The sequence below is a fragment of the Variovorax restrictus genome (assembly GCF_051216715.1).
In the GTDB taxonomy this organism is placed as follows: Bacteria; Pseudomonadota; Gammaproteobacteria; order Burkholderiales; family Burkholderiaceae_C; genus Variovorax.
Genome location: NZ_JBPJZH010000001.1, coordinates 2681387 through 2701837, shown reverse-complemented (window position 1 = coordinate 2701837; position 20451 = coordinate 2681387). Strand labels below are relative to the sequence as shown.

Here is a 20451-nt window from a genome sequence, read left to right as displayed (position 1 = left end):
GCTGCCGCATCTCGCCGCAGCGCTCCCAACAAGAAGATCTCGGAGACAACGATGAAAAGAAGGCATTTCGTCGCCTCGTGCGGCGCCAGCTTGGCCTGGCCGGCAAGCTTGAGCTTTGCGGCGGCTTACCCCGACAAGGCCATCAAGCTGTACCAGGGCTACGCACCGGGCGGGAACGCCGACGCGATCGCACGGGCGGTCGGCGTGGAGATGGGCAAGACGCTCGGTCAGGCGGTGGTGGTCGAGGCGCAGTCGGGGGCCGGAGGCAACATCGCGGCTTCCACCGTGGCGCGTGCCAAGCCGGACGGCTACACGCTGCTGCTGGCCACCGGCGGCCATGCGGTGGCGGGCGCCTTGTACGAAACGCTGGCCTACAAGACGGTGAGCGACTTCGAGATGATCTCGACCATCACCTACTTTCCCTTCCTGCTCGCCGTCAATGCCAACGCCAAGTTCCAGACGCTCAAAGACCTCATCGCGGCGGCCAAGGCGGCGCCCGGCACGGTGAGCTATGGCACGGCGGGCATCGGCTCGACGCAGCACCTGGCCGGCGAATTGTTCGCGTCGATGTCCAAGACCTCGCTGCTCCACGTTCCGTACCGAGGCGATGCGGCAGCGCTCACCGCGTTGCTGGGTGGTGATGTCGGGTTCATCGTCGCGCCGCCCACGGCGGTCATGTCGAACATCGAGGCCGGCAAGCTGCGCGTGCTGGCGGCCTCCGGCGCGCAGCGCTGGTCGGGCTTGCCCAACGTTCCCACGGTCGCGGAGCAGGGCGTCCCAGGCTACGACGTGCGATCGTGGGCGGGCCTGATGGCACCGGCGGGAACCTCCGAGGCCATCGTCGAACAGCTCCGTGGCGCGGTGCTGAAGGCGCTCGAGGTCCCGGCCGTGCGCAAGCGGCTCGAGGACATGGGCGGCGAGGCCCGGGGCAGCACGCCGGCCGAGATGAAGGCCATGGTCTCGGCCGAGCTCGAGAAATGGAAGCGCGTCGTCGCCGACGCCAGGATTCCCAAACAATAAACAGGCAACACACATGTCATTGATCCAGATACGCAAGCGCAGCCTCGTGGTCGAAACCGTGTACCACGAAGGCGGCCCGGTGGCCGACAAGCCGCTGCGGCTGGCCGCCGCCAGCGCGGTGGTTCGCAACCCCTATGCCGGTCGCTACGAACCGGACCTCCTGCCGTTCATGGCGGAACTGCGGGGCCTCGGTCGGCTGCTGGCCGAGGAGCTCGTGCAGACCCTCGGCAAGGGCCAGGTCGAGGCCTACAGCAAGGCTGCCATCGTGGGTGTCAACGGGGAGCTCGAGCACGGTGCCGTCTGGCACGAGGCTGGTGGCTGGGCGATGCGCGAGGTGCTGGGTCAACCCAAGGCCATGGTCCCGGCCGCCAAGGCGGTGGCCCACACCGGCTACCGGTTGATGGTGCCGCTGCACTACATCCATGCCTCCTATGTGCGCAGCCACTACAACACCTTCGAGGTGGGTATCCAGGATGCACCGCGTCCCGACGAAATTCTCTTTGCGCTGGTCATGGCCGACGGGGGGCGCGTTCATTCACGCCTGGGCGGACTCACGAAGGATCAGGTGGCCGTCCACGACGGACAGCGCTGAGCATCGACGCGACAACTCTTGATGGGATTTCCATGACACACATGCAAGCCGTCCAACTGCGGCATACCGGGGGGCCCGAGGTCCTGTCGCTCGTGAGCCTTCCCCGACCGCAGCCGCGACCGGGCGAGGTGCGCGTGCGCGCCGCTGCGATCGGGGCCGGTGGCCCCGATGTACTGATCCGCAACGGGACCTACAAGTGGATGCCACCGCTGCCGGCAATCCCGGGCAACGAGATGGCCGGCACCGTCGATGCGGTCGGAGAAGGCGTCTCGAGGCTGGCCGTCGGCAACCGGGTTCTGGTCAGTGCACGCGAGCTTCCTCAGCGCGGCGGGTGCTATGCCGAATACATCTGCGTCTCCGAGGAAGTGCCCTTCGTCCTGCCGGACAGCCTTGCCTTCGACGACGCCGTCAGCCTGGGCAACTTCCAGCTGGCGCTGGCGCTGCTGGCCAGCAATGGCAACCTGCCCGCGCGATCGATCCTGGTGCCCGGTGCGGCCGGAGGCGTCGCCACCGCACTGACGCAGGTGGCGAAGTCCCGTGGTTTGCAGGTGCTCGGCACCACGTCCACGCAGTCCAAGCGCGCCTTCGCGCTCGCTCATGGCGTGGACGAGATCCTCGACGGCGCGCCTTCGCGGCTTCCCGAGGCGGTCATGGCGGCGACGGGCGGTCGAGGCGTGGACATCGCGTTCGATCACATCGGCGGCGAGCTGTTCGTCGCGTGCCTTCGCTCACTCGCGCCTTCGGGCATGGCCGTTTCCTACAACATCCTGTCGGGCATGCCGTCCAGCGACGTGTTCGGCGAACTGCGCGCATTGCTCTCGAGGAGCCTGGCGGTGCGCACGTTCTCGATCCACGCCATCGACAACGACCGAGCGCAGCGCCGAGGTTTGATGGAAGAAGCCATCCAGTTGATGGCGTCCGGCCAGGTTCGTGCGCCGACGGCCATCCGTCTTCCCCTGGCCGAGGCGCGCCATGCGCACGAGCTGCTCGACAGCGGAAGCTCGCTCGGAAAGATCGTCCTTTTTCCAACCGCCCGGGAAGGGAGTCCCGAATGACGATGAGTTATCAGCCCAACCTTTCGCACTGCGGCATCTTCTGTCGTGACCTCGGTCCGATGAAGTCGTTCTATTGCGGCGTGTTCGACCTGCTCGAAACCGACCGCGGGCGCGGCGTCACCTTCGACTTCGAGATACTTTTCCTGAGCGGACGCGGCGAGCAGCATCACCAACTGGTTCTCGCTGGCGGGCGAGGCGAAGACTCGGCCAGTACGGTGATGCAGCTCTCGTTCAAGGTGCAGACGATCGATCACCTGCGCGAGGCGCGCCGCCGGGCGCTGGCACTGGGCGCCACGAAGATGCGGGGGCTCAACCACGGCAATGCGCTCTCCATCTACTGCATGGATCCGGAGGACAACACCGTCGAGGTCTACCTCGATACCCCCTGGTATGTGAGTCAGCCGCACGGGGATCCGCTCGACCTGGACCGACCCGACGATGAGATATGGGCCGAGACCGAGCACCTCGTCCGCACCGATTCGAGCTTCATGCCGGTGTCGGAGTGGTCTGCCCGTTTCGCGCAGCGCAATGCGGCGCTCAAGAAAGGCCACTCATGAACACGCAGCGTCCCGGTGACGACGCCGTCGAGACCGATCTCTTTGCGATGGAGGCCCGACGCTGCAGCGCGATGATCGCCGCGGACCTCGCGAGCCTGAGAGAGATCCTTCACCCAGACCTGATCCATGTCCATGCCAAGGGCCAGATCGACGGCTACGACAGCTACTTCGCCACCGGCGGCTTCAAGGTCGACTACAAGACCCTCGATCGCAGCGAGCTTCAGGTGAGGGTTCTGGGCGATAGCGCACTGATGACCGGTCGCCAGTTGCTGGTGGGGGTCCGGAAGGACGGGAGCGGCACCGTGCGCATCGACTCCCGGGTCATGCAAACCTGGATCCGGGAAGCGGGGCGCTGGCGGCAGCTGGCGTTCCAGACCACGCCGCTCGAGATGTCGATCGGCTGAACGCAAAAACGAAGGAACACATGACCACCATCGATGTCGTCGGGCTTTGCGGCAGCCTGCGAGCGGATTCGCTGAATCGCCATGCGCTTCGGCTGGCGGGCACCTGCATGCCGCCGTCCATGCGCCTGGACGTGGTGGACTGGCGTGCCGTTCCGCCTTTCGACGCGGACACCATGGCCAGTGGCATGCCGTCGTCGGTCGTCGATCTTCGCGAACGTCTGCGACGTGCCGATGCCGTGCTCATTGCCACCCCCGAGTAAAACTTCTCGATTCCGGGCATGCTGAAGAACGCCATCGACTGGGTCTCGCGCGGCAGCGACCAGCCGTTGCAGCGCAAGCCGGTCGCGATCATGTCTGCGGCGCCAGGACCGGTAGGCGGCGCGAGGGTTCAGTACGACCTGCGCAAGGTGATGCTGTTCATGGACGCGATGGTGCTGCCCAAGCCTGAAGTCTTCATCGCCAATGCCGGTGGAAAGTTCGCGTCCGACGGCGCGTGCATCGATGACGCGACGACGCAGTTCGTCACGCAGCAGATGCTGGCCCTCGAACGGTGGATCCGGCAGGTGCGCCTCATGGCCGTCTGATCGACGGCCCGAAGCCCGCCCGAAAGACGCCGGCCTCAGCCCGCCAATCCCGCGTAAACGTTCTGCACATCGTCGTTGGCATCGATCGCCGCGAGAAAAGTTTCGACCTCTTCCAACTGCTCGGCGCTCAGCGTCGCCGGGTCGACCGGGTTCTTCGGCTTGTAGCCCAGCTTGGCCGACAGCACGGTGAAGCCCTGCTCGGGCAAGGCTTTGCTCACCAGGTCGAGGTCGGTCGGCGCCGTGAGGAAGAGGGTGGTGCCGTCCTCCTCTCCGGGCTCCAGGTCCTGCGCACCGGCTTCGATGGCGGCGACCTCTGCGTCGGCATCGGCCGTGGTCGGCGAGGCCTCGATCATGCCGAGGTGGTCGAAGTCCCAGGCCACCGAGCCCGAGGTGCCGAGCTGGCCCTTGCGGAACAGCACGCGCATCTGCGGCGCGGTGCGGTTCACGTTGTCGGTCAGGCATTCGACCATCACCGGCACCTGGTGCGGCGCGAAGCCTTCGTAGACGACATGCTCGAAATGCACCGACTCACCCGTGAGGCCCGCGCCTTTCTTGATGGCGCGGTCGAGCGTGTCCTTGGGCATCGACACCTTGCGGGCCTGTTCGACGACCAGCCGCAGGCGGGCGTTCGACCCCGGGTCGGCGCCGCTGCGCGCGGCGACCATGATTTCCTTGGCCAGCTTGCCGAAGAGCCGGCCCTTGGCGTTGGCCGCCACGTCCTTGTGCTTTGCTTTCCACTGCGCGCCCATGTCGATCTCCTTGCGTTCTGCGTTGCCTGGCGGCGAAGCAGCGACTGTACGCGCGCCGACGGGCTCAGCCGGCTGTGGGGAGCGTGTCACCGCGCAGACGCTCGGCCAGCCGCACCAGCGCGGCCTCGGCCGAGTCGGCGATCTCGGTCGAGCGGGTCAGCATCAGGTTGAGGCGCTGGCCCAGACCTTCGACCATCACGCCGCTGGCGCGCTCGCGGATCACCCCGTCGGCACCGGTGTCGCAATCGACGGTGGCGCACACGCGCTCTGCATAGGTGCCGGGCGCCACGCCGTACACCACCACCGGCTTGCCCAGCGCGGTGGCGAAGCCGACCTCGAATACCGTGCCCGAGTCGGGCTCGTGGCCGCGGAAGGGCACGAGGTTGGCGATCACGCCGTCGGCCTCACGGATCAGGCGCACGTTGCTGTCGTAGATGCGTTGCGCGCGCTCCTCGTCGCCCAGGCGCAGGTCGGCCGCGATGCCGCCGTCGGAGGGCGGCACGCCCTGCAGGCCGAGCGTGTCGCAGAAGGCGACAAGACGTTCGAAGATCGCCTCGCTGTCGCGGAAGAAGACGTCCGGGCCGGCGAGGTAGATGCGGGGGCGTGACGATTCGGAAAGGGCGTTGGAAGGCATCGCGCCATTGTGGCGCTACGTCAATCAACGTATTCGGCGTGGTGGGTGCGCTTTGCAGAATCGATGTCGATCCCACCACCCCAGACGAGGTCGATGCCATGATCCACGGCGACATTTCCAGCAGCAAGGACACCGTCGGTGTCGCGGTCGTCAACTACAAGATGCCGCGGCTGCACACCAAGGCCGAGGTGCTGGAGAACTGCAAGGCCATCGCCAAGATGGTGGTGGGCATGAAGGCCGGCCTGCCGGGCATGGACCTGGTGATCTTCCCGGAGTATTCGACCCACGGGATCATGTACGACAGCGCCGAGATGTACGAGAACGCCGCCAGCGTGCCCGGCATCGAAACCGAGATCTTCGCCGAGGCCTGCCGCCAGGCGAAGGTGTGGGGCGTGTTCTCGCTGACCGGCGAGCGGCACGAGGAGCACCCGAACAAGGCGCCCTACAACACGCTCATCCTGATGAACGACCAGGGCGAGATCGTCCAGAAGTACCGCAAGATCATGCCGTGGACACCCATCGAGGGTTGGTACCCGGGCGATCGTACCTACGTGAGCGACGGGCCCAAGGGCATGAAGATGAGCCTGATCATCTGCGACGACGGCAACTACCCCGAGGTCTGGCGCGACTGCGCGATGAAGGGGGCCGAGCTCATCATCCGCTGCCAGGGCTACATGTACCCGGCCAAGGAACAGCAGATTCTGATGTCCAAGGCGATGGCCTTCGCCAACAACACCTACGTGGCGGTGGCCAACGCGGCGGGTTTCGACGGCGTGTACTCGTACTTCGGCCACTCGGCGCTGATCGGCTTCGACGGCCGCACGCTGGGCGAATGCGGCACCGAAGAAATGGGCATCCAGTACGCGGCGCTCAGCAAGTCGCTCATCCGCGACTTCCGCAAGCACGGGCAGTCGGAGAACCATCTGTTCAAGCTGGTGCACCGCGGCTACACCGGCATGATCAATTCGCGCGAGGGCGACAAGGGCGTGGCCGACTGCCCCTACGAGTTCTATGGCAAGTGGATCGCCGACCCGCAGGGCACGCGCGAGATGGTCGAGTCCTTCACGCGCAGCACGGTCGGCACGGCCGAGGCGCCGATCGAGGGCATCCCGAACGAAGACACCGCGAACCAGCACCGCTGAAGCCGAGCCGATGGCGGACCCGCTCGCGCCCTGGCGCATCGACGCCGAGCCGTACTACCGCGCGCTGGGCGACGAGTGCGCGTTGTTCGCGGCGGCCTACGCGCAGCGCCTGCCGGTGCTGCTGAAGGGGCCGACCGGTTGCGGCAAGACGCGTTTCGTCGAGCACATGGCGTGGCGCCTGGGCAAGCCGCTGGTCACCGTGGCCTGCAACGACGACACCAGCGCCGGCGACCTGGTCGGCCGCTGGCTGTTCGAAGGCGGCGAGACGCGCTGGCAGGACGGCCCGCTGACGCTGGCCGCACGCCACGGCGCCCTCTGTTACCTCGACGAGATCGTCGAAGCACGCGCCGACACGGCGGTCGTCATCCATCCGCTGACCGACACGCGCCGCATGCTGCCGGTCGAGCGCCACAACGAATTGGTGCATGCGCACCCGGACTTCGCGCTGGTCGTGTCGTACAACCCCGGCGGCACCGCGATGCTCAAGCCATCGACGCGACAGCGCTTCTGCGGGCTGGAGTTCGGTTACCCCGACGCGGAGGACGAGGCCGAGATCCTGGTGCGCGAGAGCGGCGTCGATGCGTCGATGGCGTCGACACTGGTCGCGCTGGGCCGGCGCTCGCGGCGGCTGGCGGGCCACGGGCTCGACGAGGGCGCGTCCACCCGCATGCTGGTGCGGGCGGCCACGCTGGTGCGCGCGGGCGCCGACCCGGCCGCGGCCTGTCGCATGGCCCTGGTCGCGCCGCTCACCGACGATGCCGCGCTGCGCGATGCGCTGGTGGCGGCGGTCGATGCCGCCTTCTGACGACCACGGTGCGGGTGCGCCGGCGGCAGCATGGCGCCAGCCGGTCGGGCCCTACCTGCGCCTGTTGTGGAACCTCGCGCCGCCGTTGCTGCACCTGCCCGCAGGCGGTCCGGGCGGCGACGCACCGGCACCGTTCCTGTCTGCGCGCGGCCTGCACCTGCCCGATGCACCGGCCGACACGATGCGAGCCGCCGCCGCCCACGCCGCCGCGCACCTCGTCTTCTCGCCGCGCATCTTCGTGCGCCATGGCGTCGCGCCGATCACGCAGGCGCTGATCGGCCTGCTGGAAGACGCGCGGGTCGAGGCACTGGCGTGGCGCCAGCTACCGGGGTTGAGGCGTCTGTGGACACCGTTGCACACGGCCGAGCCACACGATGGGGACGACTTCGAAACCTTGCTGCTGCGCCTGTCGCGTGCACTGATCGACCCGACCTACGACGAGCCCCATCCGTGGGTGCGCAAGGGAAGGGCGCGCTTCGGCGAGGCGGTGGTGGACCTGTCGTACGCCTCGGCCTTGCGCGCGATGGCCTCGGCGCTCGGGCATGACCTGGGCCAGATGCGCGTGGCCTTCGACCCGCGGCGCTACCGGCCGGGGCCGGACTATCGCGACGACAACCGCTGGCTGTGGGCCGACACGCCCGACACTGCCGAAGGCGCCGCCCCGCCGCGCTTGGCAGCCCTTGCGTCTGCGCGTCTGGGCGACGTCCCCGCGCCGCCGGTGCCGCCTGAGGCTGTGCCATGGCGCTACCCCGAGTGGGACGAACGCATCGCGCGCTTGCGGCGCGACTGGTGCACCGTGACCGAACAGCATCCGCTGTCGCGGTCGAACAGCGCACCCCCGGACATCGGCGATGTGCAGGCGCTGGCCGCCGTGCTGCGGCGCGCGCTCCGCATCCCGCGCTTGCAGCAACGCCACGAGCGCGAAGGCGACATGCTCGATCTCGATGCCGCGTTGCGTGCCGTCATCGACAGGCGCAGCGGCTTCGCAGACGAGGCGCGCGTCTACCGGCGCCGCGCGCGCGTGCCAGCGAGCGGCGCCCTGTTCGTGCTGATCGACTGTTCCGCATCCAGCGCTTTGCCCGTCGGGCCGCCGGGCACGCCGACCCGCCTGGCCCTGCAGCAGCAGGCCGCAGCGCATCTCGCGATGGCAGCCGAGGCGGCCGGCTGGCGCGTGGCGGTGCAAGGCTTCTGCTCGGACGGGCGGCACGGCGTGGTGCAGTGGCGCGTCAAGGACTTCACCGAACTCTGGAGCGGCGCGTCGGCGTCACGCCTGGGCGCGCTGCACAGCGATCGCTCCACCCGGCTGGGCACCGCGCTGCGCCATGCCACGCGCCTTCTGGTGGGCGAGAACGCCGATCGCAAGTGGCTGTTGGCGATGACCGATGGCGATCCGCACGATGTCGACATCCACGACCCGCGCTATCTGCCCACCGACGCGCGCCATGCGGTGCGCTCGGCCGAGCGTGGCGGCGTGCGCTGTGGGTGCCTGCTGCTTGCGGCGGAGGGCGATGAGGCCGAGCGGCAGATGTTCGGCGCAGGCCGCAGTGCCCTGCTGCGCGATGCGGTCATGCTGCCGGCGGTGCTGTCACGCCTGTTCAACGCCACCCAGTAACTCTCACGACCCAACCGAGGCGCGGCTCACTGAGCCTCTTGCTTCAGCTTGCGCAGTTGCTCCTCGGCATGGTCGAGTTCCTGCCGAAGCGCTCGGGCTTCGCGCTCCAGTCGCTCGATGTTGGCTGTCCGCGTCTGCTCCGGCCCAAGGGTCCCGCAACGCGTCTTGACCGCGATCAGCGCCTCGGCCAGCTGCCGCCGCCGCAGCATCTGGCCTTTGGATTGCGCGAGGTCCATGTTCTGCTCGATCTCGGACTGCTCCGCCTTGCAAGCGCTGCGGTCGATCTGGCCCTGGGGCTGCGCGAGGGCGGGCGCTGCCAGCGTCAGCAGAAAGGCCATGCAAGAGAGATTCGCGCGCATACGGGTACCGAAGGGAAGGAGGTGTTGAGCATGCCTGCAACTTCCCCGGTCGGTCTGACAAGACCTCGGTGACCTGGGAAAGGCTCGACCGCTGCGGCGCAAAAAATTAAATGACACATGTGCCCTTCAACTTGCAAGGTGCGTTGCCGATATCTCCGTGATTGACCCCATCGGAGACCCGCCCCCTCATGAACGCCTCGACCGACATGCACGTTGTTTCTTCGCAGGAGGACGCGCGCACGGCGGCCTTGCTCGGTGCCCTGGAGCAGGTGCAGGCCGTGGTCGAATTCGACCTCGACGGCCGGGTCCTGCGCGCCAACGGCCTGTTCCTGGACCTGATGGGTTACAGCGCCGAGGAGGTCCAGGGGCAACACCATCGCATCTTCTGTCCGCAGGAGGTGGTGTCGAGCAGCGATTACGGCGCGATGTGGGCGGCCCTGCGCGCTGGCGAAGTGCGCAAGGACATCTTCCATCGCGTGAACAAATCAGGGCAGCAGGTCTGGCTCGATGCCTCCTACAACCCGGTGCGCGACAGCGACGGCCGCGCCGTGGGCGTGGTCAAACTCGCGACGGACGTGACCCGGCAGCGCATCCAGCAGGCCGACTACGAGGGCAAGATCGCCGCGGTCGATCGGGTGCAAGCCATGATCGAGTTCGACCTGACGGGTCGCATCCTGCATGCCAACCAGAACTTCCTCGATGCTTTCGGCTACGGGCTGGAGGAAGTGATCGGGCAGCATCACCGCCTGTTCTGCGAGCCCGAGTTCGCCGCCTCGTCCGAGTACGTCGGCTTCTGGAGCCAGCTGGCACGCGGTGAGTTCAATGCCGGGCGCTATCGCCGTCTGGCCAAGGGGGGCGCCAGCGTGTGGATCCAGGCGTCCTACAACCCGATCCTTGACGCCGCCGGCAAGCCCTACAAGGTCGTCAAGTTCGCCACCGACATCACGCGCGAGATGGTCAAGGCGGCAGAGACCAAGGGCAAGGTCGATGCCATCGGCCTGTCGCAGGCCGTCATCGAGTTCGACATGCAGGGCCAGGTGCTGGCCGCCAACCCGAACTTCCTGCGCACCATGGGTTACACGCTGGCCGAGATCCAGGGCCGCCACCACAGCATGTTCTGCGAGCCGGGGCTGGCGCAGAGCCAGACCTACCGCGACTTCTGGGCCGATCTGGGCGAGGGCAAGTTTCAGAGCGCGCGCTATCGCCGCGTCGGCAAGCACGGCGCCGAGGTCTGGATCCAGGCCACCTACAACCCGATCCTCGGACCGGACGGCTTGCCCTACAAGGTGGTGAAGTACGCAGTCGACGTGACGGCGCAGGTTCTGCGCGAACGTGCCGTGGCGCAGAAGGTGGAAGACATCACGCGGGTGCTGCACGCGATGACCGCGTCGATCAAGCGCCTGGCACGGGGCGCCGAGCGATCGTCCGAACTGGCGCAGCAGACGCAGCGCGAGGCGGGCGAGGGCAGCGAGCTGGTGCGGCGCTCGCGCGACGCCATCATCGCCATCGACCGCTCGTCGGCCGATATCCACGAGATCGTCGACACCATCAGCGACATCTCGAGCCAGACGCATCTGCTCGCGTTCAATGCCGCCATCGAAGCGGCCCGCGCGGGCGAGCATGGCGTGGGCTTCTCGGTCGTGGCCGACGAGGTGCGCAAGCTGGCCGAGAAATCGTCGATGGCTGCCCGCGAAATCGCCAAGCTGATCAACCAGACCGTCACCCGCGTCTCCGAGGGCACCCGTCATGCCGAGGAGGTCGACGCGGCCTTCGCGCGCATCCTGGGGGCGGTGGAGAACACGACGCGCTCCATCGACGACATCCGCAGCGCCACGCTCGAACAGGAAGGCTCGACGCGCGACGTCGCCCAGTTGCTCGAAGCGCTGCAGGGGCGTGACGCGCCACGCGTGCCGGCATGAAGCCCGCGCCTGCGGGCCTGCGGCCGGCCGCGGCGCCGGCCACCCCGGGCGCCGGCGCGTACGTGCAGGTGCGCGTCGGTCGCTGCCACATCGCCATCCCCGTCGACCAGGTGCGGGAGGCGCTGCCGATGCCGCCCGAAGGGCTCACGCCGTTGCCACGGCGCAGCGGCGCGCTCCTGGGGCTGGTTCATGCATCGGGCGTTCCGGTGCCGGTGGTCGCTTTGGAACGCTGGCTTCCCATCGATGCGACGGCCGAGACCACGACCCAGCGCCTGCTGGTGCTGCAGCATGCCGATGGCCTGCTCGCCCTGCGGGTCGATGCGGTGCTGGGTGTGAAAGCTGCGTTGCCCGCGGGCGCCCACCAAGTGCATCACGCCGACGACGATGACGAGCTATTCGACGCGGTCGTCCCGGCTGCCGAAGGCATGCCGGCCCTGTGCCGGCTCGAAGTCGGGCGCTTGATGCGTCTGAGCCAGGTGTGGTGTGCCGATGCACCGGCCGATCGGTGCCTGCCGCCACCGTCAGCCGCAGCGGGTGCGGGTGCGGGTGGGGCGAGCGCCGGGGCCGCTGCAACGCTGCGTCATGCCGTGTTCCAGATCGCCGACGAGCGCTGGGCTGTCCCGGTCGGTGTGCTGGAGCGGGTGGTGCCTTTGCCGGCCATCGAACTCGCCTTGGGTGGCGAGAGGCGCAACTGGGCCATCGCGGAATGGCAGGGACGCAAGCTGCCGCTGATCGACATCAGTGCCGGGCGTGCCGCCAGCAGCCCGGCATCGGCGCCGTGGATGGTCGTGGTTGGCGGCGGCACGCTGGCGCTGGGCCTGACGGTGACGGCCTGCCTGCAATTCGTCGATCTGGCGCCCGATGCCTGTGCATCCACCCCGGACGATGAACTGCTCGCCGGCATTGCCGTGCTGGCGGACATCGGCAAGCTGCGCGTGCTCGACCCGGCCAAGCTGTTCCACCTGACGCCGGAAACCTCCATCAGCCGGGTGTCCGCAGCGGGCTCGACGGGCGCGGCCAACGCGCCGAGCGATGCGCCCGAGCCCGTGCCCTACCTGGTCTTCGAGGCAGATCAGCGCTATGCCTCGCCTGTCGAGGGCATCGTCGGCGTGGTCGAACTGCCCGACGCGACGCGCGAGGATCTGCGCACCGGCGAGGCCGCCGTGCTGGCGTGGCGCGGTCAGACGCTGCGCGTGGTCAACCTGCCGACGCTCAGCGACGCAGCGCGCGCCGACGGTCGTGCCGAGGCGCGGCTGGCGGTGCTCGTTCAGCCGACCGACCGCACGGCGCCGCCGCTGGGCATCGCGATCAAGCGGCTGACCGACTGGCTGCCGGCACACAGCGCCTGGCGCAGCGGCATGCGCATGGGCGGCCTCGGCGCGTTCAGCCTGATCGACGCACCGGGCTCGCCAGACGTCGCCAGCGTCGTGGTCGTGGACCTGGCGCAGATGGCCTATCTGCTCGACTGACCCCGACTGGCACGGCCCTTTTTGAATGACGAGACATCCATGACACCTGCACCTACGCTCCCCGACGAGGACGCGCGCCTTCGCGCGTTGCACGCCCTGAACCTGCTCGACACGCCGCCGGAGGAGCGCTTCGACCGCGTAGTGCGCTTCGCGGCCGAGCAACTGGACATGCCGATCGCGCTCATGACCCTGATCGACCGCGAGCGCCAGTGGTTCAAGTCGTCGCGCGGCATGAAGGTGGAACAGACCGGGCGCGATGTGTCCTTCTGCGGCCACGCGATCGTGACATCGGGCCTCTTCATCGTCGAAGACGCCCACTGCGATGCACGTTTTGCCGACAACCCGCTGGTCACCGGCGATCCGCATGTGCGCTTCTACGCTGGGGCGCCGCTGAGCGCCCCCGATGGCCATCGCATCGGAACACTCTGTGTGATCGACACCGAGCCCCGCAGCGTCGGCCCGCTGGAACTGTCGATCTTGGTGGCCTTGCAGGCGCTGGTCAACGACACCATTGCCGGCGTGGAGGAGGCGCAATGAGCGCGGCATTGCCTGGCGTTCTGCTGGTCGAACCGCAGTTCGTGCTGCGTCGCACGCTGGTCTCTGTCGGCCGCGATCTGTCCATCGTGGCTTTTCATGAAGCCGCCCATCTGGAACGTGCCCGAACCTTGCTCCTTGCCCAGGCGTACCAGGGGATGGTCTTGGACTTTCAGGATTCCGAACGCGCCCTGGCGCTGCTTCGCGACTTGCGCGACGGCCGTTTCGCGACCGCGCCCGATGCCCACGTCGTGGTCATCGCCGCCGTGCTGCAGCCGGAGGACGAAGGCCGCCTGCGACATCTGGATGTCGCTGCGACGCTGCGACGCCCCTTCAAGATCAGCCAACTGCTCGATTGTCTGGCGGGGCTCGGCGATCGTCAGGGCGCGGCGGCCGCAGAGCCGGTCAGCGTCGCGTCCTGATCGTCGACCCGCGCAGCAGCGGGCCCCGCGTCAGCGCACCACCCGCCCGTCCGCCGTCACGGTCACCAGCTCGATCCCCCAGGCCGCGTCGCGCGCTCCGGCGCGCAGGTTGATGCGGTAGCCGCCGACGTCGTAGGCCGTCATGCCCGACAGCGTGCGCTGCAGGGCCGGCACCGTGAAGTTGCGCCCGGTGCGGCGGATGCCTTCGGCCAGGGTCTTGGCGGCGATGAAGCCTTCGAGGCTTTCATACGTCGGCGTCTGGTCGGAGTTGTCGATGGCGGCGTTGTACTCGCGCACGACGGCCACGGCGGTGCTTCGCGGCGAAGGCACCACCTGGGAGATGACCACGCCGCGGATGTCCTTGCCGAGCGCGATGAAGAGCGGGTTGAGGCCGACCACCGAGTAGTTCATGAACAGGCCGACGTAGCCGGTCTTGCGCATGGCCTGGATGACCGCGGCCGTGGTCTGGAACAGCGCCGCCTGGATCACGACCTGCGGCTGCAGCTTGTGGAGGCTCGCCACGGCAGCGTCGACCTGGGTGCTGCCGGCCGGCACGAAGGCGGAGCCCACCAGCGGCGGCAGCTTGAGCTCGGCGATGGCGTCGTTCACGGCCTGCAGGCCGGCGCGGCCCAGCGGGTTGTCTTCGGCCAGCACGGCGATGCGCGACTGGCCGATGGTGGCGCAGTGCCGCACCATCTTGAAGGCCTCGTCGGCCATGCTCGGGCGGACGTGGAACACGTTGGCGTGCGCCTCGTCGCGCAGCGCGTCGGCCGCACCGAAAGGCGCGAAGAAGAGGGCGCCTTTTTCCTGCGCCACCTTGGCGCCGGCATTGCTGCTGCCGGTGCCCACGAAGCCGAACAGCAGGTCGGCGCCATCGGCCAGCAGTTTCATGGCGTTGCTGCCCGCACGCGTGGCGTCGAAGCCGTCGTCGATCTGCCGCAGCTCGATGTGCTGGGCCGGATGGGCGTCGTTGAAGGCGTCGACGTAGAGCTTGGCGCCGCCGGCGAAGGCCATGCCGATCTCGCTGCCGGCGCCGGTCAGCGGCACCGACTGCCCCCACACGATGCGACGCGCGGGCGCTGCGGGTGCCGTCTGCGCGCGCAAGGGCGCACTCAGGCCAATGCCGATGCAGCCGCCGGTGAGCGCCAGCCATTGCCTGCGCGAAAAAGCCATGAGCAACCCCAGGAATCAATTGGTAACAAAGGATACGCAATGACCGTGCCCGGCTGGACAGGCGGGCGCTCAACTTTTGGCCGTGGCTGCCGATAAATACACGGAAGCTTTTCTCCACTTGGCAACCCTCAGGCCCTCATGAAACTCCGCACCCGAATCCTCCTTCTTTGTGCGGCAGCCTTGCTCAGCATGCTGGTCCTCGCCGCCGTCTCTCTGTCGACGCTTCGCCAGACGATGACGAAGGAGCGCACGGCGCAGCTGTCGACCCTGGTGGTGCTGGCGCAGGCGTCGCTTGAAAAGCTGCACGCCCGCGAGAAAGCGGGCGAACTGACGCGCGAGCAGGCTCAAATGGAGGGCAAGAAGATCATCGGCAGCCTGCAGAAGGACGACCTGTACTTCTTCGTGCGCGGCTATGCCGACGACGTGAATCTGGTGCACCCGAACCCCAAGCGGGTCGGCATCGTCGACGCCAAGGGCGGCAAGGAAGCCGGGGAACGTTACCGCGCGGCACTCGCCGGCAAGAAGATCGCCACGCTGACCGCTTTCGGCACCCGGCCCGGTACCAAGGACGAAGTCGAGAAGCTTTACGCGATCGTCCGCTTCGAACCCTGGGATTGGATCGTCGGCTTCGGCGACTACATCGACGACATCCAGACGGCCTTCTGGCGCAGCGCTGCCATGCTCCTGGGCATCGGTGCCGTCCTCATGGCGATCATCGGCGGGATGGGCTGGCGCATGGCGCGCAAGCTCTACCGGCAACTCGGCGGTGAGCCCGACTACGCAGTCGAGGTGGTGCAAAAGATCGGCGGCGGCGACCTGGGCGTGGCCGTGCGGGTCCGCCCCGGCGACGAGGCCAGCCTTCTCCATGCGATGCACCAGATGCAGCAAAGCCTGGCGGGCACGGTGGCGGAGATCCGTGGGTCGACCGACACCATCGCGACCGCCTCGGGTCAGATCGCTTCGGGCAACCAGGACCTGTCGTCGCGCACCGAGCAGCAGGCCAGCTCGCTTCAACAAACGGCCGCCTCGATGGAGGAGCTCACCTCGACGGTCAAGCAGAACGCCGACAACGCCCGCCAGGCCAATCAACTGGCAGCCTCGGCCTCGGAAGTGGCCGTGCGCGGCGGCAGCGTCGTCGGCCAGGTGGTCGGCACCATGAGCGCGATCAATGCATCGAGCCTGAAGATCGTCGACATCATCTCGGTCATCGACGGCATCGCCTTCCAGACCAACATCCTGGCGCTCAATGCCGCGGTGGAGGCGGCGCGGGCCGGTGAGCAGGGCCGCGGCTTCGCGGTGGTGGCCTCGGAAGTGCGCAGCCTGGCACAGCGTTCGGCGGCGGCGGCCAAGGAGATCAAGACCCTCATCGACGACTCGGTGGGCAAGGTGGGCGCGGGCAGCGCGCAGGTCGCGGAGGCGGGGCGCACCATGGACGAGATCGTGGCCAGCGTCCGGCGCGTGACCGACATCATGGGCGAGATCAGTGCCGCGAGCCACGAGCAGACCCAGGGCATCGACCAGATCAACCAGGCCATCACGCAGATGGACCAGGTCACGCAGCAGAACGCCGCGCTGGTCGAAGAAGCCGCGGCAGCCGCCGCCTCGCTGCAGGAACAGGCCGGCAGCCTGGTTCAGGCGGTCAGCGTCTTCAAGGTTTGATTCAGCGCCGCACGAAGACCAGGTCCCAGACCCCGTGGCCCAGCTTGAGGCCGCGGTTCTCGAACTTCGTCAGGGGCCGGTAGTGCGGCTTGGGTGCGTAGTCGGCGGCGCTGTTGCGCAGCAGCGGTTCCGCCGACAGCACCTCCAGCATCTGCTCGGCGTAGGGCTGCCAGTCGGTGGCGCAGTGGAGGTAGCCGCCGGGCTTCAGCCGATCGGCCAGCTTGGCCACCAGCGGCGACTGAATCAGCCGGCGCTTGTTGTGGCGCTTCTTGTGCCAGGGGTCGGGAAAGAAGATGTGCACGCCGGCCAGCGTGCCGGTCGGCAGCATGTGGTCGAGCACGTCGACCGCGTCGTGCGCGCAGATTCGGATGTTGGTCAGGCCCTGTTCGCCGATGCGCTTGAGCAGTGCGCCGACGCCGGGCTCGTGCACTTCGCAGCACAGGAAGTTCGTCTCGGGCATCACGGCCGCGATGTGCGCCGTGGCTTCGCCCATGCCGAAACCGATCTCGAGCACGGTGGGCGCCTCGCGGCCGAAGGTGGCGGCGAAGTCGAGCGGCTCGGCGCGGTAGGGCAGCAGGTAGGTCGGACCGAGTTCGTCGTAGGCGCGCTGCTGGCCGTCGGTGGTCCGGCCGCCGCGCTTGACGAAGCTCTTGAGACGCTGGCCGTAGCGGGGGTTGGTCGCGGCCGGGTCGGCGGCCTCGGCAGGGTCGATGGGGCCCGGTACGTCGGGAGGAAGGTCGGTCGCGGGCAGGTTTGTCACGGGCGCGAATTGTAGAGATCGCGCCAGGGGCCGATCCAGCCGGCCAGCGCATCGGCGGTGTTCGTGGCCGTTGTCGTGGGCAATCCGAGCGCCTGCGCAGCCGCATCGAGTGCTCGCAAGGCCGCGATGGGCGTGTCGAGATCGAGTGACGTCGCGCCGTTCTGCTTGGAGAGCTTCTGTCCGTCCGGCGCGAGCACCAGTGGCGTGTGCAGGTAGCTCGGCGTCGGCAGGCCGAGCGCACGCTGCAGCAGGATCTGGCGTGCCGTGTTGTCGGTCAGGTCTTCGCCGCGCACGATGTCGGTCACGCCCTGGTCGGCATCGTCGACCACCACGGCGAGCTGGTAGGCCCACGGGCCATCGGCGCGGCGCAGCACGAAGTCGCCGACCTCGGCGGCGACGTCCTGGCGTTGCGGGCCAAGGCGCCGGTCGCTCCAGGGGAGGTCGTGCACCGCCGGGTCGGGCGGCGGGGCGAGCGGTTCGACGGCGAAGCGCCAGGCGCGCGCGGACTTGCCGTGCAGGCCGTCGCGGCAGGTGCCCGGGTAGACGCGTTCACCGTGGCGCGTGTGCGTCACGCCGCGCGCCGCGAGCGCGGCATCGATGTCCTTGCGCGAGCAGCCGCAGGGGTAGGCGCGGTGCATGGCGACCAGTGCGTCGAGCGCCGCCTGGTAGCGCGCGCTGCGCTGCGTCTGCCAGACCGGCGTTTCATCCGGCAACAGACCGCAGGCCGCGAGTTGCCCGAGGATGTGCTCACCCAGCCCGGGCAGGCAGCGCTCGGTGTCGGCGTCCTCGATGCGCACCAGCCAGCGGGCCTGGGGGCCGCGCGCCCGCACGTCGAGCCAGCTCGCCAGCGCCGCCACCAGCGAGCCCGCATGCAGCGGCCCGGTGGGCGAGGGCGCGAACCGGCCGGTGGGCGTCACGCCACAGCGAGGGCCAGCGACAGGCCGGAGAGGAAGGCGTCTTCGACGCGGTGGCCCATGCACCAGTCGCCGGCCAGGCCGATGCGCGCCTTGGCGTCCCACAGGTGCGGCTTGCCCAGCGGGGCCTGGGTCTGCGCCTCCGGCCAGCAGCGGGCGCGGGCATAGTTGGGCGTGGCGTAGATGCCGGTGATCTCCGAGAAGGCGCGCAGCAGCTTGGCCTCGACGCGCGGCGCGTCGTCGCGCAGGTGCTCCTGCGACCAGGTCGGGCTGGCCTGCAGCGTCCAGCGCTCGACCGGATCGCGGCCCGGCTTGGACGATTCGCGCGCCAGCCAGGCCACCCGGTGGTGGGTGCTGCGCGCCGCGTTCCACTGCGGCCCCAGGTGCGACATAGTCGGCTGGTTGGCCTGCGGGAAGGCGATCATCAGCGTCCAGCAGGGGGAGGCATGCACCTTGGCGATGTTGCGTTCGAGCGAGGGCGCGACCTGGCTGCGGCCCAGCAGCAGCCGTGCGCGCGCCGGCGGAATGGCCAGCAGCACCGCGTCGAAACCGGAATGCACGGGCACGCCGGGGCCGCCGTCGGTGTGCAGCTGCCAGCGCTTGCGGTCGAGCGCGTCGGGCTCGATCTGCGTCACCTGCACGCCGGTGATCAGGCTGTCGCCCAGCGGCTTGGCCCAGGCTGCCACCACCGCGTCCATGCCCGGTTGGGCGACGTAATGCGGCTCGAGCGAAGGCAGGGCGGCTTCGGCCACGCGGCCGTGCGGGTCGAGCACGCGCACGAGGTTGGCGCTCCAGGGGCGGCAGAGCTTGGGCACGGTCTGCAGCGCGAGGGCGAAGCGCTCGTCGCGCACGGTGAAGTACTGCGCGCCGCTGTCGAAGCGGCCGAAGGCGGTCGATTCGCTGGCCATGCGGCCGCCCGCGCCGTCTTCCGCTTCGAACACCGTGACCCGGTGACCCGCCTGCACCAGGGTGCGTGCACAGGCGATGCCCGCCATGCCGGCGCCCACGATCGCGAAATGCTTCGGCGCCGGGCTGGCGGTTCGGTGACGGTCGGTCGGTGCGGAGGTGGTCATGACGGGTCTCTTTCTTTGAGGGGCGTGCAGGGCGAAATGGCCGCTGACTCTACATCGCCTTTCAACGGCCCCGGTGCTGCTCCAGCAAGGCGCGCTGGGTGCCAACGTGCTCGAACTGCGCGAGCCACCACGCGAGCGCGCGGCCAGGCCGCGCGGCCGAGCGCACCCGCCACGCCAGGTGCATCTGGCCGACCGGAACGCCGCGGTCGGTCTTCAACTCGACCAGGTGGCCGGCCTCGATGTAGGGGCGTGCCATCGCCTCCGGCAGGAACCCGCCGCCCAGGCCATGCAGCTGCGCGGCCAGCTTGGCCTGCATGTTCGGCACCGTGAGCACGTCCTGCCCGCCGATCAGGTTGACGTTCATCGTCGGCCCGGCGCGCGAGGAATCGGCCGCCGCCACGGCGCGATGGGCGCGCAGCGTGGCGTCGCTCAGCGGCTGCGGCAGCCGGGCCAGCGGGTGGTTCGGTGCCACCGCGTACACGAAGCGCAGTTCGCCCAGGGGTCGGGTGCGGATGCCGGGTGCGGTGAAGCCCAGGCTCGACGCGTCGAGCACCGAGCCGACGGCCAGGTCGGCCTCGCCGCTGGCCAGGGCCTCGACGGTGCCCAGCAGCGTCTCGTCGCGCAGCTTCAGGCGCGTGGGCGGCTCCAGCGCATAGAAGGCGCCGACCAGATCGAGCATCGGGTCGCGGGCGATCACGCTGTCGATCGCGATGGTGAAGAGGGGCTCCCAGCCGGTGGCCACGCGCTTGACGCGGTTGGCCACCGCCTCCAGGTCGGCCAACAGCCGCGGGGCTTCGCGCAGCAGTTCGGCGCCGGCCTCCGTGAGCCGCGCCTGGCGCGCGCTGCGGTCGAACAGCAGCACGTCGAGCGCGTCCTCGATTTGCCGCACGCGGTAACTCAGGGCGCTGGGCACCATGGCCATCGCGCGCGCGGCGCCGGCGAAACTGCCTGCGCGCACCACCGTCTGGAGCATGGCGAGGGCGTCCGGGGTCAGCACGTCGCGGGCGCTGGGCAT

21 protein-coding genes and 1 pseudogene are annotated in these 20451 nt (G+C 68.8%); 14 read left to right on the top strand and 8 right to left on the bottom strand.

What is annotated here, in order from left to right:
• The first annotated feature begins 51 nt into the window (after window positions 1-51).
• The 6 genes and pseudogenes from ACSFA0_RS12790 (at window position 52) to ACSFA0_RS12765 (ending at window position 4212) form a co-directional block, all read left to right on the top strand.
• The gene (locus ACSFA0_RS12790; protein ID WP_435450542.1) at window positions 52-1020 is read left to right on the top strand and encodes a Bug family tripartite tricarboxylate transporter substrate binding protein; all 969 of its coding nucleotides are present in this window, start codon (window positions 52-54) and stop codon (window positions 1018-1020) included.
• A gap of 13 nt (window positions 1021-1033) precedes the next feature.
• Window positions 1034-1612 carry an amino acid synthesis family protein gene (locus tag ACSFA0_RS12785; RefSeq protein ID WP_435450541.1) on the top strand — a complete coding sequence of 193 codons (579 nt, stop codon included), beginning with the start codon at window positions 1034-1036 and terminating at the stop codon, window positions 1610-1612.
• 41 nt (window positions 1613-1653) lie between these two features.
• Entirely contained in the window at window positions 1654-2667 is a 1014-nt protein-coding gene (locus tag ACSFA0_RS12780; RefSeq protein ID WP_435450540.1) for a zinc-dependent alcohol dehydrogenase family protein, read from the top strand.
• The gene (locus ACSFA0_RS12775) at window positions 2664-3224 is read left to right on the top strand and encodes a VOC family protein (protein WP_435450539.1); all 561 of its coding nucleotides are present in this window, start codon (window positions 2664-2666) and stop codon (window positions 3222-3224) included. The genes ACSFA0_RS12780 and ACSFA0_RS12775 overlap by 4 nt, the downstream gene beginning before the upstream one ends.
• Window positions 3221-3628: a nuclear transport factor 2 family protein gene (locus ACSFA0_RS12770; protein WP_435450538.1), complete on the top strand. Its 408-nt coding sequence runs from the start codon at window positions 3221-3223 to the stop codon at window positions 3626-3628. The genes ACSFA0_RS12775 and ACSFA0_RS12770 overlap by 4 nt, the downstream gene beginning before the upstream one ends.
• 20 nt (window positions 3629-3648) lie before the next feature.
• A pseudogene (locus ACSFA0_RS12765) lies at window positions 3649-4212 on the top strand (NADPH-dependent FMN reductase).
• A 35-nt stretch (window positions 4213-4247) separates the two neighbouring features.
• Here ACSFA0_RS12765 and ACSFA0_RS12760 read toward each other — a convergent pair.
• On the bottom strand, window positions 4248-4961 hold the full coding sequence (locus ACSFA0_RS12760) for a YebC/PmpR family DNA-binding transcriptional regulator (RefSeq protein ID WP_435450537.1): 714 nt from the start codon (window positions 4959-4961) through the stop codon (window positions 4248-4250).
• A 64-nt stretch (window positions 4962-5025) separates the two neighbouring features.
• A complete protein-coding gene (locus ACSFA0_RS12755; RefSeq protein WP_435450536.1) occupies window positions 5026-5595 on the bottom strand; it encodes a nucleoside 2-deoxyribosyltransferase in 570 nt (189 codons plus the stop codon).
• A 98-nt stretch (window positions 5596-5693) separates the two neighbouring features.
• Here ACSFA0_RS12755 and ACSFA0_RS12750 point away from each other — a divergent pair, with 98 nt between their 5' ends.
• The 3 genes from ACSFA0_RS12750 to ACSFA0_RS12740 are packed head-to-tail and all read left to right on the top strand — an operon-like array spanning window position 5694 to window position 9154.
• Window positions 5694-6737, top strand: coding sequence for an aliphatic amidase (locus ACSFA0_RS12750; RefSeq protein WP_435450535.1), 1044 nt, complete (start codon window positions 5694-5696; stop codon window positions 6735-6737).
• Between the two features lie 10 nt (window positions 6738-6747).
• Window positions 6748-7542, top strand: a complete 795-nt coding sequence (locus tag ACSFA0_RS12745; protein WP_435450534.1) for a CbbQ/NirQ/NorQ/GpvN family protein — start codon at window positions 6748-6750, stop codon at window positions 7540-7542.
• On the top strand, window positions 7529-9154 hold the full coding sequence (locus ACSFA0_RS12740; RefSeq protein ID WP_435450533.1) for a nitric oxide reductase activation protein NorD: 1626 nt from the start codon (window positions 7529-7531) through the stop codon (window positions 9152-9154). The genes ACSFA0_RS12745 and ACSFA0_RS12740 overlap by 14 nt, the downstream gene beginning before the upstream one ends.
• Before the next feature lie 26 nt (window positions 9155-9180).
• Here ACSFA0_RS12740 and ACSFA0_RS12735 read toward each other — a convergent pair whose 3' ends face one another.
• Window positions 9181-9492, bottom strand: a complete 312-nt coding sequence (locus ACSFA0_RS12735; protein WP_435450532.1) for a DUF1090 family protein — start codon at window positions 9490-9492, stop codon at window positions 9181-9183.
• 209 nt (window positions 9493-9701) lie between these two features.
• Here ACSFA0_RS12735 and ACSFA0_RS12730 point away from each other — a divergent pair, with 209 nt between their 5' ends.
• The 4 genes from ACSFA0_RS12730 to ACSFA0_RS12715 are packed head-to-tail and all read left to right on the top strand — an operon-like array spanning window position 9702 to window position 13857.
• Window positions 9702-11432 carry a methyl-accepting chemotaxis protein gene (locus ACSFA0_RS12730; RefSeq protein ID WP_435450531.1) on the top strand — a complete coding sequence of 577 codons (1731 nt, stop codon included), beginning with the start codon at window positions 9702-9704 and terminating at the stop codon, window positions 11430-11432.
• The gene (locus ACSFA0_RS12725) at window positions 11429-12901 is read left to right on the top strand and encodes a chemotaxis protein CheW (protein WP_435450530.1); all 1473 of its coding nucleotides are present in this window, start codon (window positions 11429-11431) and stop codon (window positions 12899-12901) included. Before ACSFA0_RS12730 ends, ACSFA0_RS12725 begins: the two co-directional genes overlap by 4 nt.
• 39 nt (window positions 12902-12940) lie before the next feature.
• Window positions 12941-13438: a GAF domain-containing protein gene (locus ACSFA0_RS12720; RefSeq protein ID WP_435450529.1), complete on the top strand. Its 498-nt coding sequence runs from the start codon at window positions 12941-12943 to the stop codon at window positions 13436-13438.
• The gene (locus tag ACSFA0_RS12715) at window positions 13435-13857 is read left to right on the top strand and encodes a response regulator (RefSeq protein ID WP_435450528.1); all 423 of its coding nucleotides are present in this window, start codon (window positions 13435-13437) and stop codon (window positions 13855-13857) included. The genes ACSFA0_RS12720 and ACSFA0_RS12715 overlap by 4 nt, the downstream gene beginning before the upstream one ends.
• A gap of 30 nt (window positions 13858-13887) precedes the next feature.
• On the opposite strand, the gene ACSFA0_RS12710 is transcribed toward ACSFA0_RS12715, so the two are convergent.
• Window positions 13888-15030 carry an ABC transporter substrate-binding protein gene (locus ACSFA0_RS12710; RefSeq protein ID WP_435450527.1) on the bottom strand — a complete coding sequence of 381 codons (1143 nt, stop codon included), beginning with the start codon at window positions 15028-15030 and terminating at the stop codon, window positions 13888-13890.
• Between the two features lie 138 nt (window positions 15031-15168).
• Here ACSFA0_RS12710 and ACSFA0_RS12705 point away from each other — a divergent pair, with 138 nt between their 5' ends.
• Complete coding sequence (locus ACSFA0_RS12705; protein WP_435450526.1) at window positions 15169-16689, top strand: methyl-accepting chemotaxis protein; 1521 nt, start codon at window positions 15169-15171, stop codon at window positions 16687-16689.
• A gap of 1 nt (window position 16690) precedes the next feature.
• Here ACSFA0_RS12705 and trmB read toward each other — a convergent pair whose 3' ends face one another.
• Genes trmB through ACSFA0_RS12685 form a run of 4 tightly spaced genes read right to left on the bottom strand, consistent with a single transcriptional unit; the run spans window position 16691 to window position 20451 of the window.
• Window positions 16691-17449: a tRNA (guanosine(46)-N7)-methyltransferase TrmB gene (gene trmB / locus ACSFA0_RS12700; RefSeq protein WP_435450525.1), complete on the bottom strand. Its 759-nt coding sequence runs from the start codon at window positions 17447-17449 to the stop codon at window positions 16691-16693.
• Window positions 17446-18366, bottom strand: coding sequence for a tRNA glutamyl-Q(34) synthetase GluQRS (gene gluQRS / locus ACSFA0_RS12695; protein WP_435450524.1), 921 nt, complete (start codon window positions 18364-18366; stop codon window positions 17446-17448). The genes trmB and gluQRS overlap by 4 nt, the downstream gene beginning before the upstream one ends.
• On the bottom strand, window positions 18363-19466 hold the full coding sequence (locus ACSFA0_RS12690) for an NAD(P)/FAD-dependent oxidoreductase (RefSeq protein WP_435450969.1): 1104 nt from the start codon (window positions 19464-19466) through the stop codon (window positions 18363-18365). Before ACSFA0_RS12690 ends, gluQRS begins: the two co-directional genes overlap by 4 nt.
• Before the next feature lie 31 nt (window positions 19467-19497).
• Complete coding sequence (locus tag ACSFA0_RS12685) at window positions 19498-20451, bottom strand: LysR family transcriptional regulator (RefSeq protein WP_435450523.1); 954 nt, start codon at window positions 20449-20451, stop codon at window positions 19498-19500.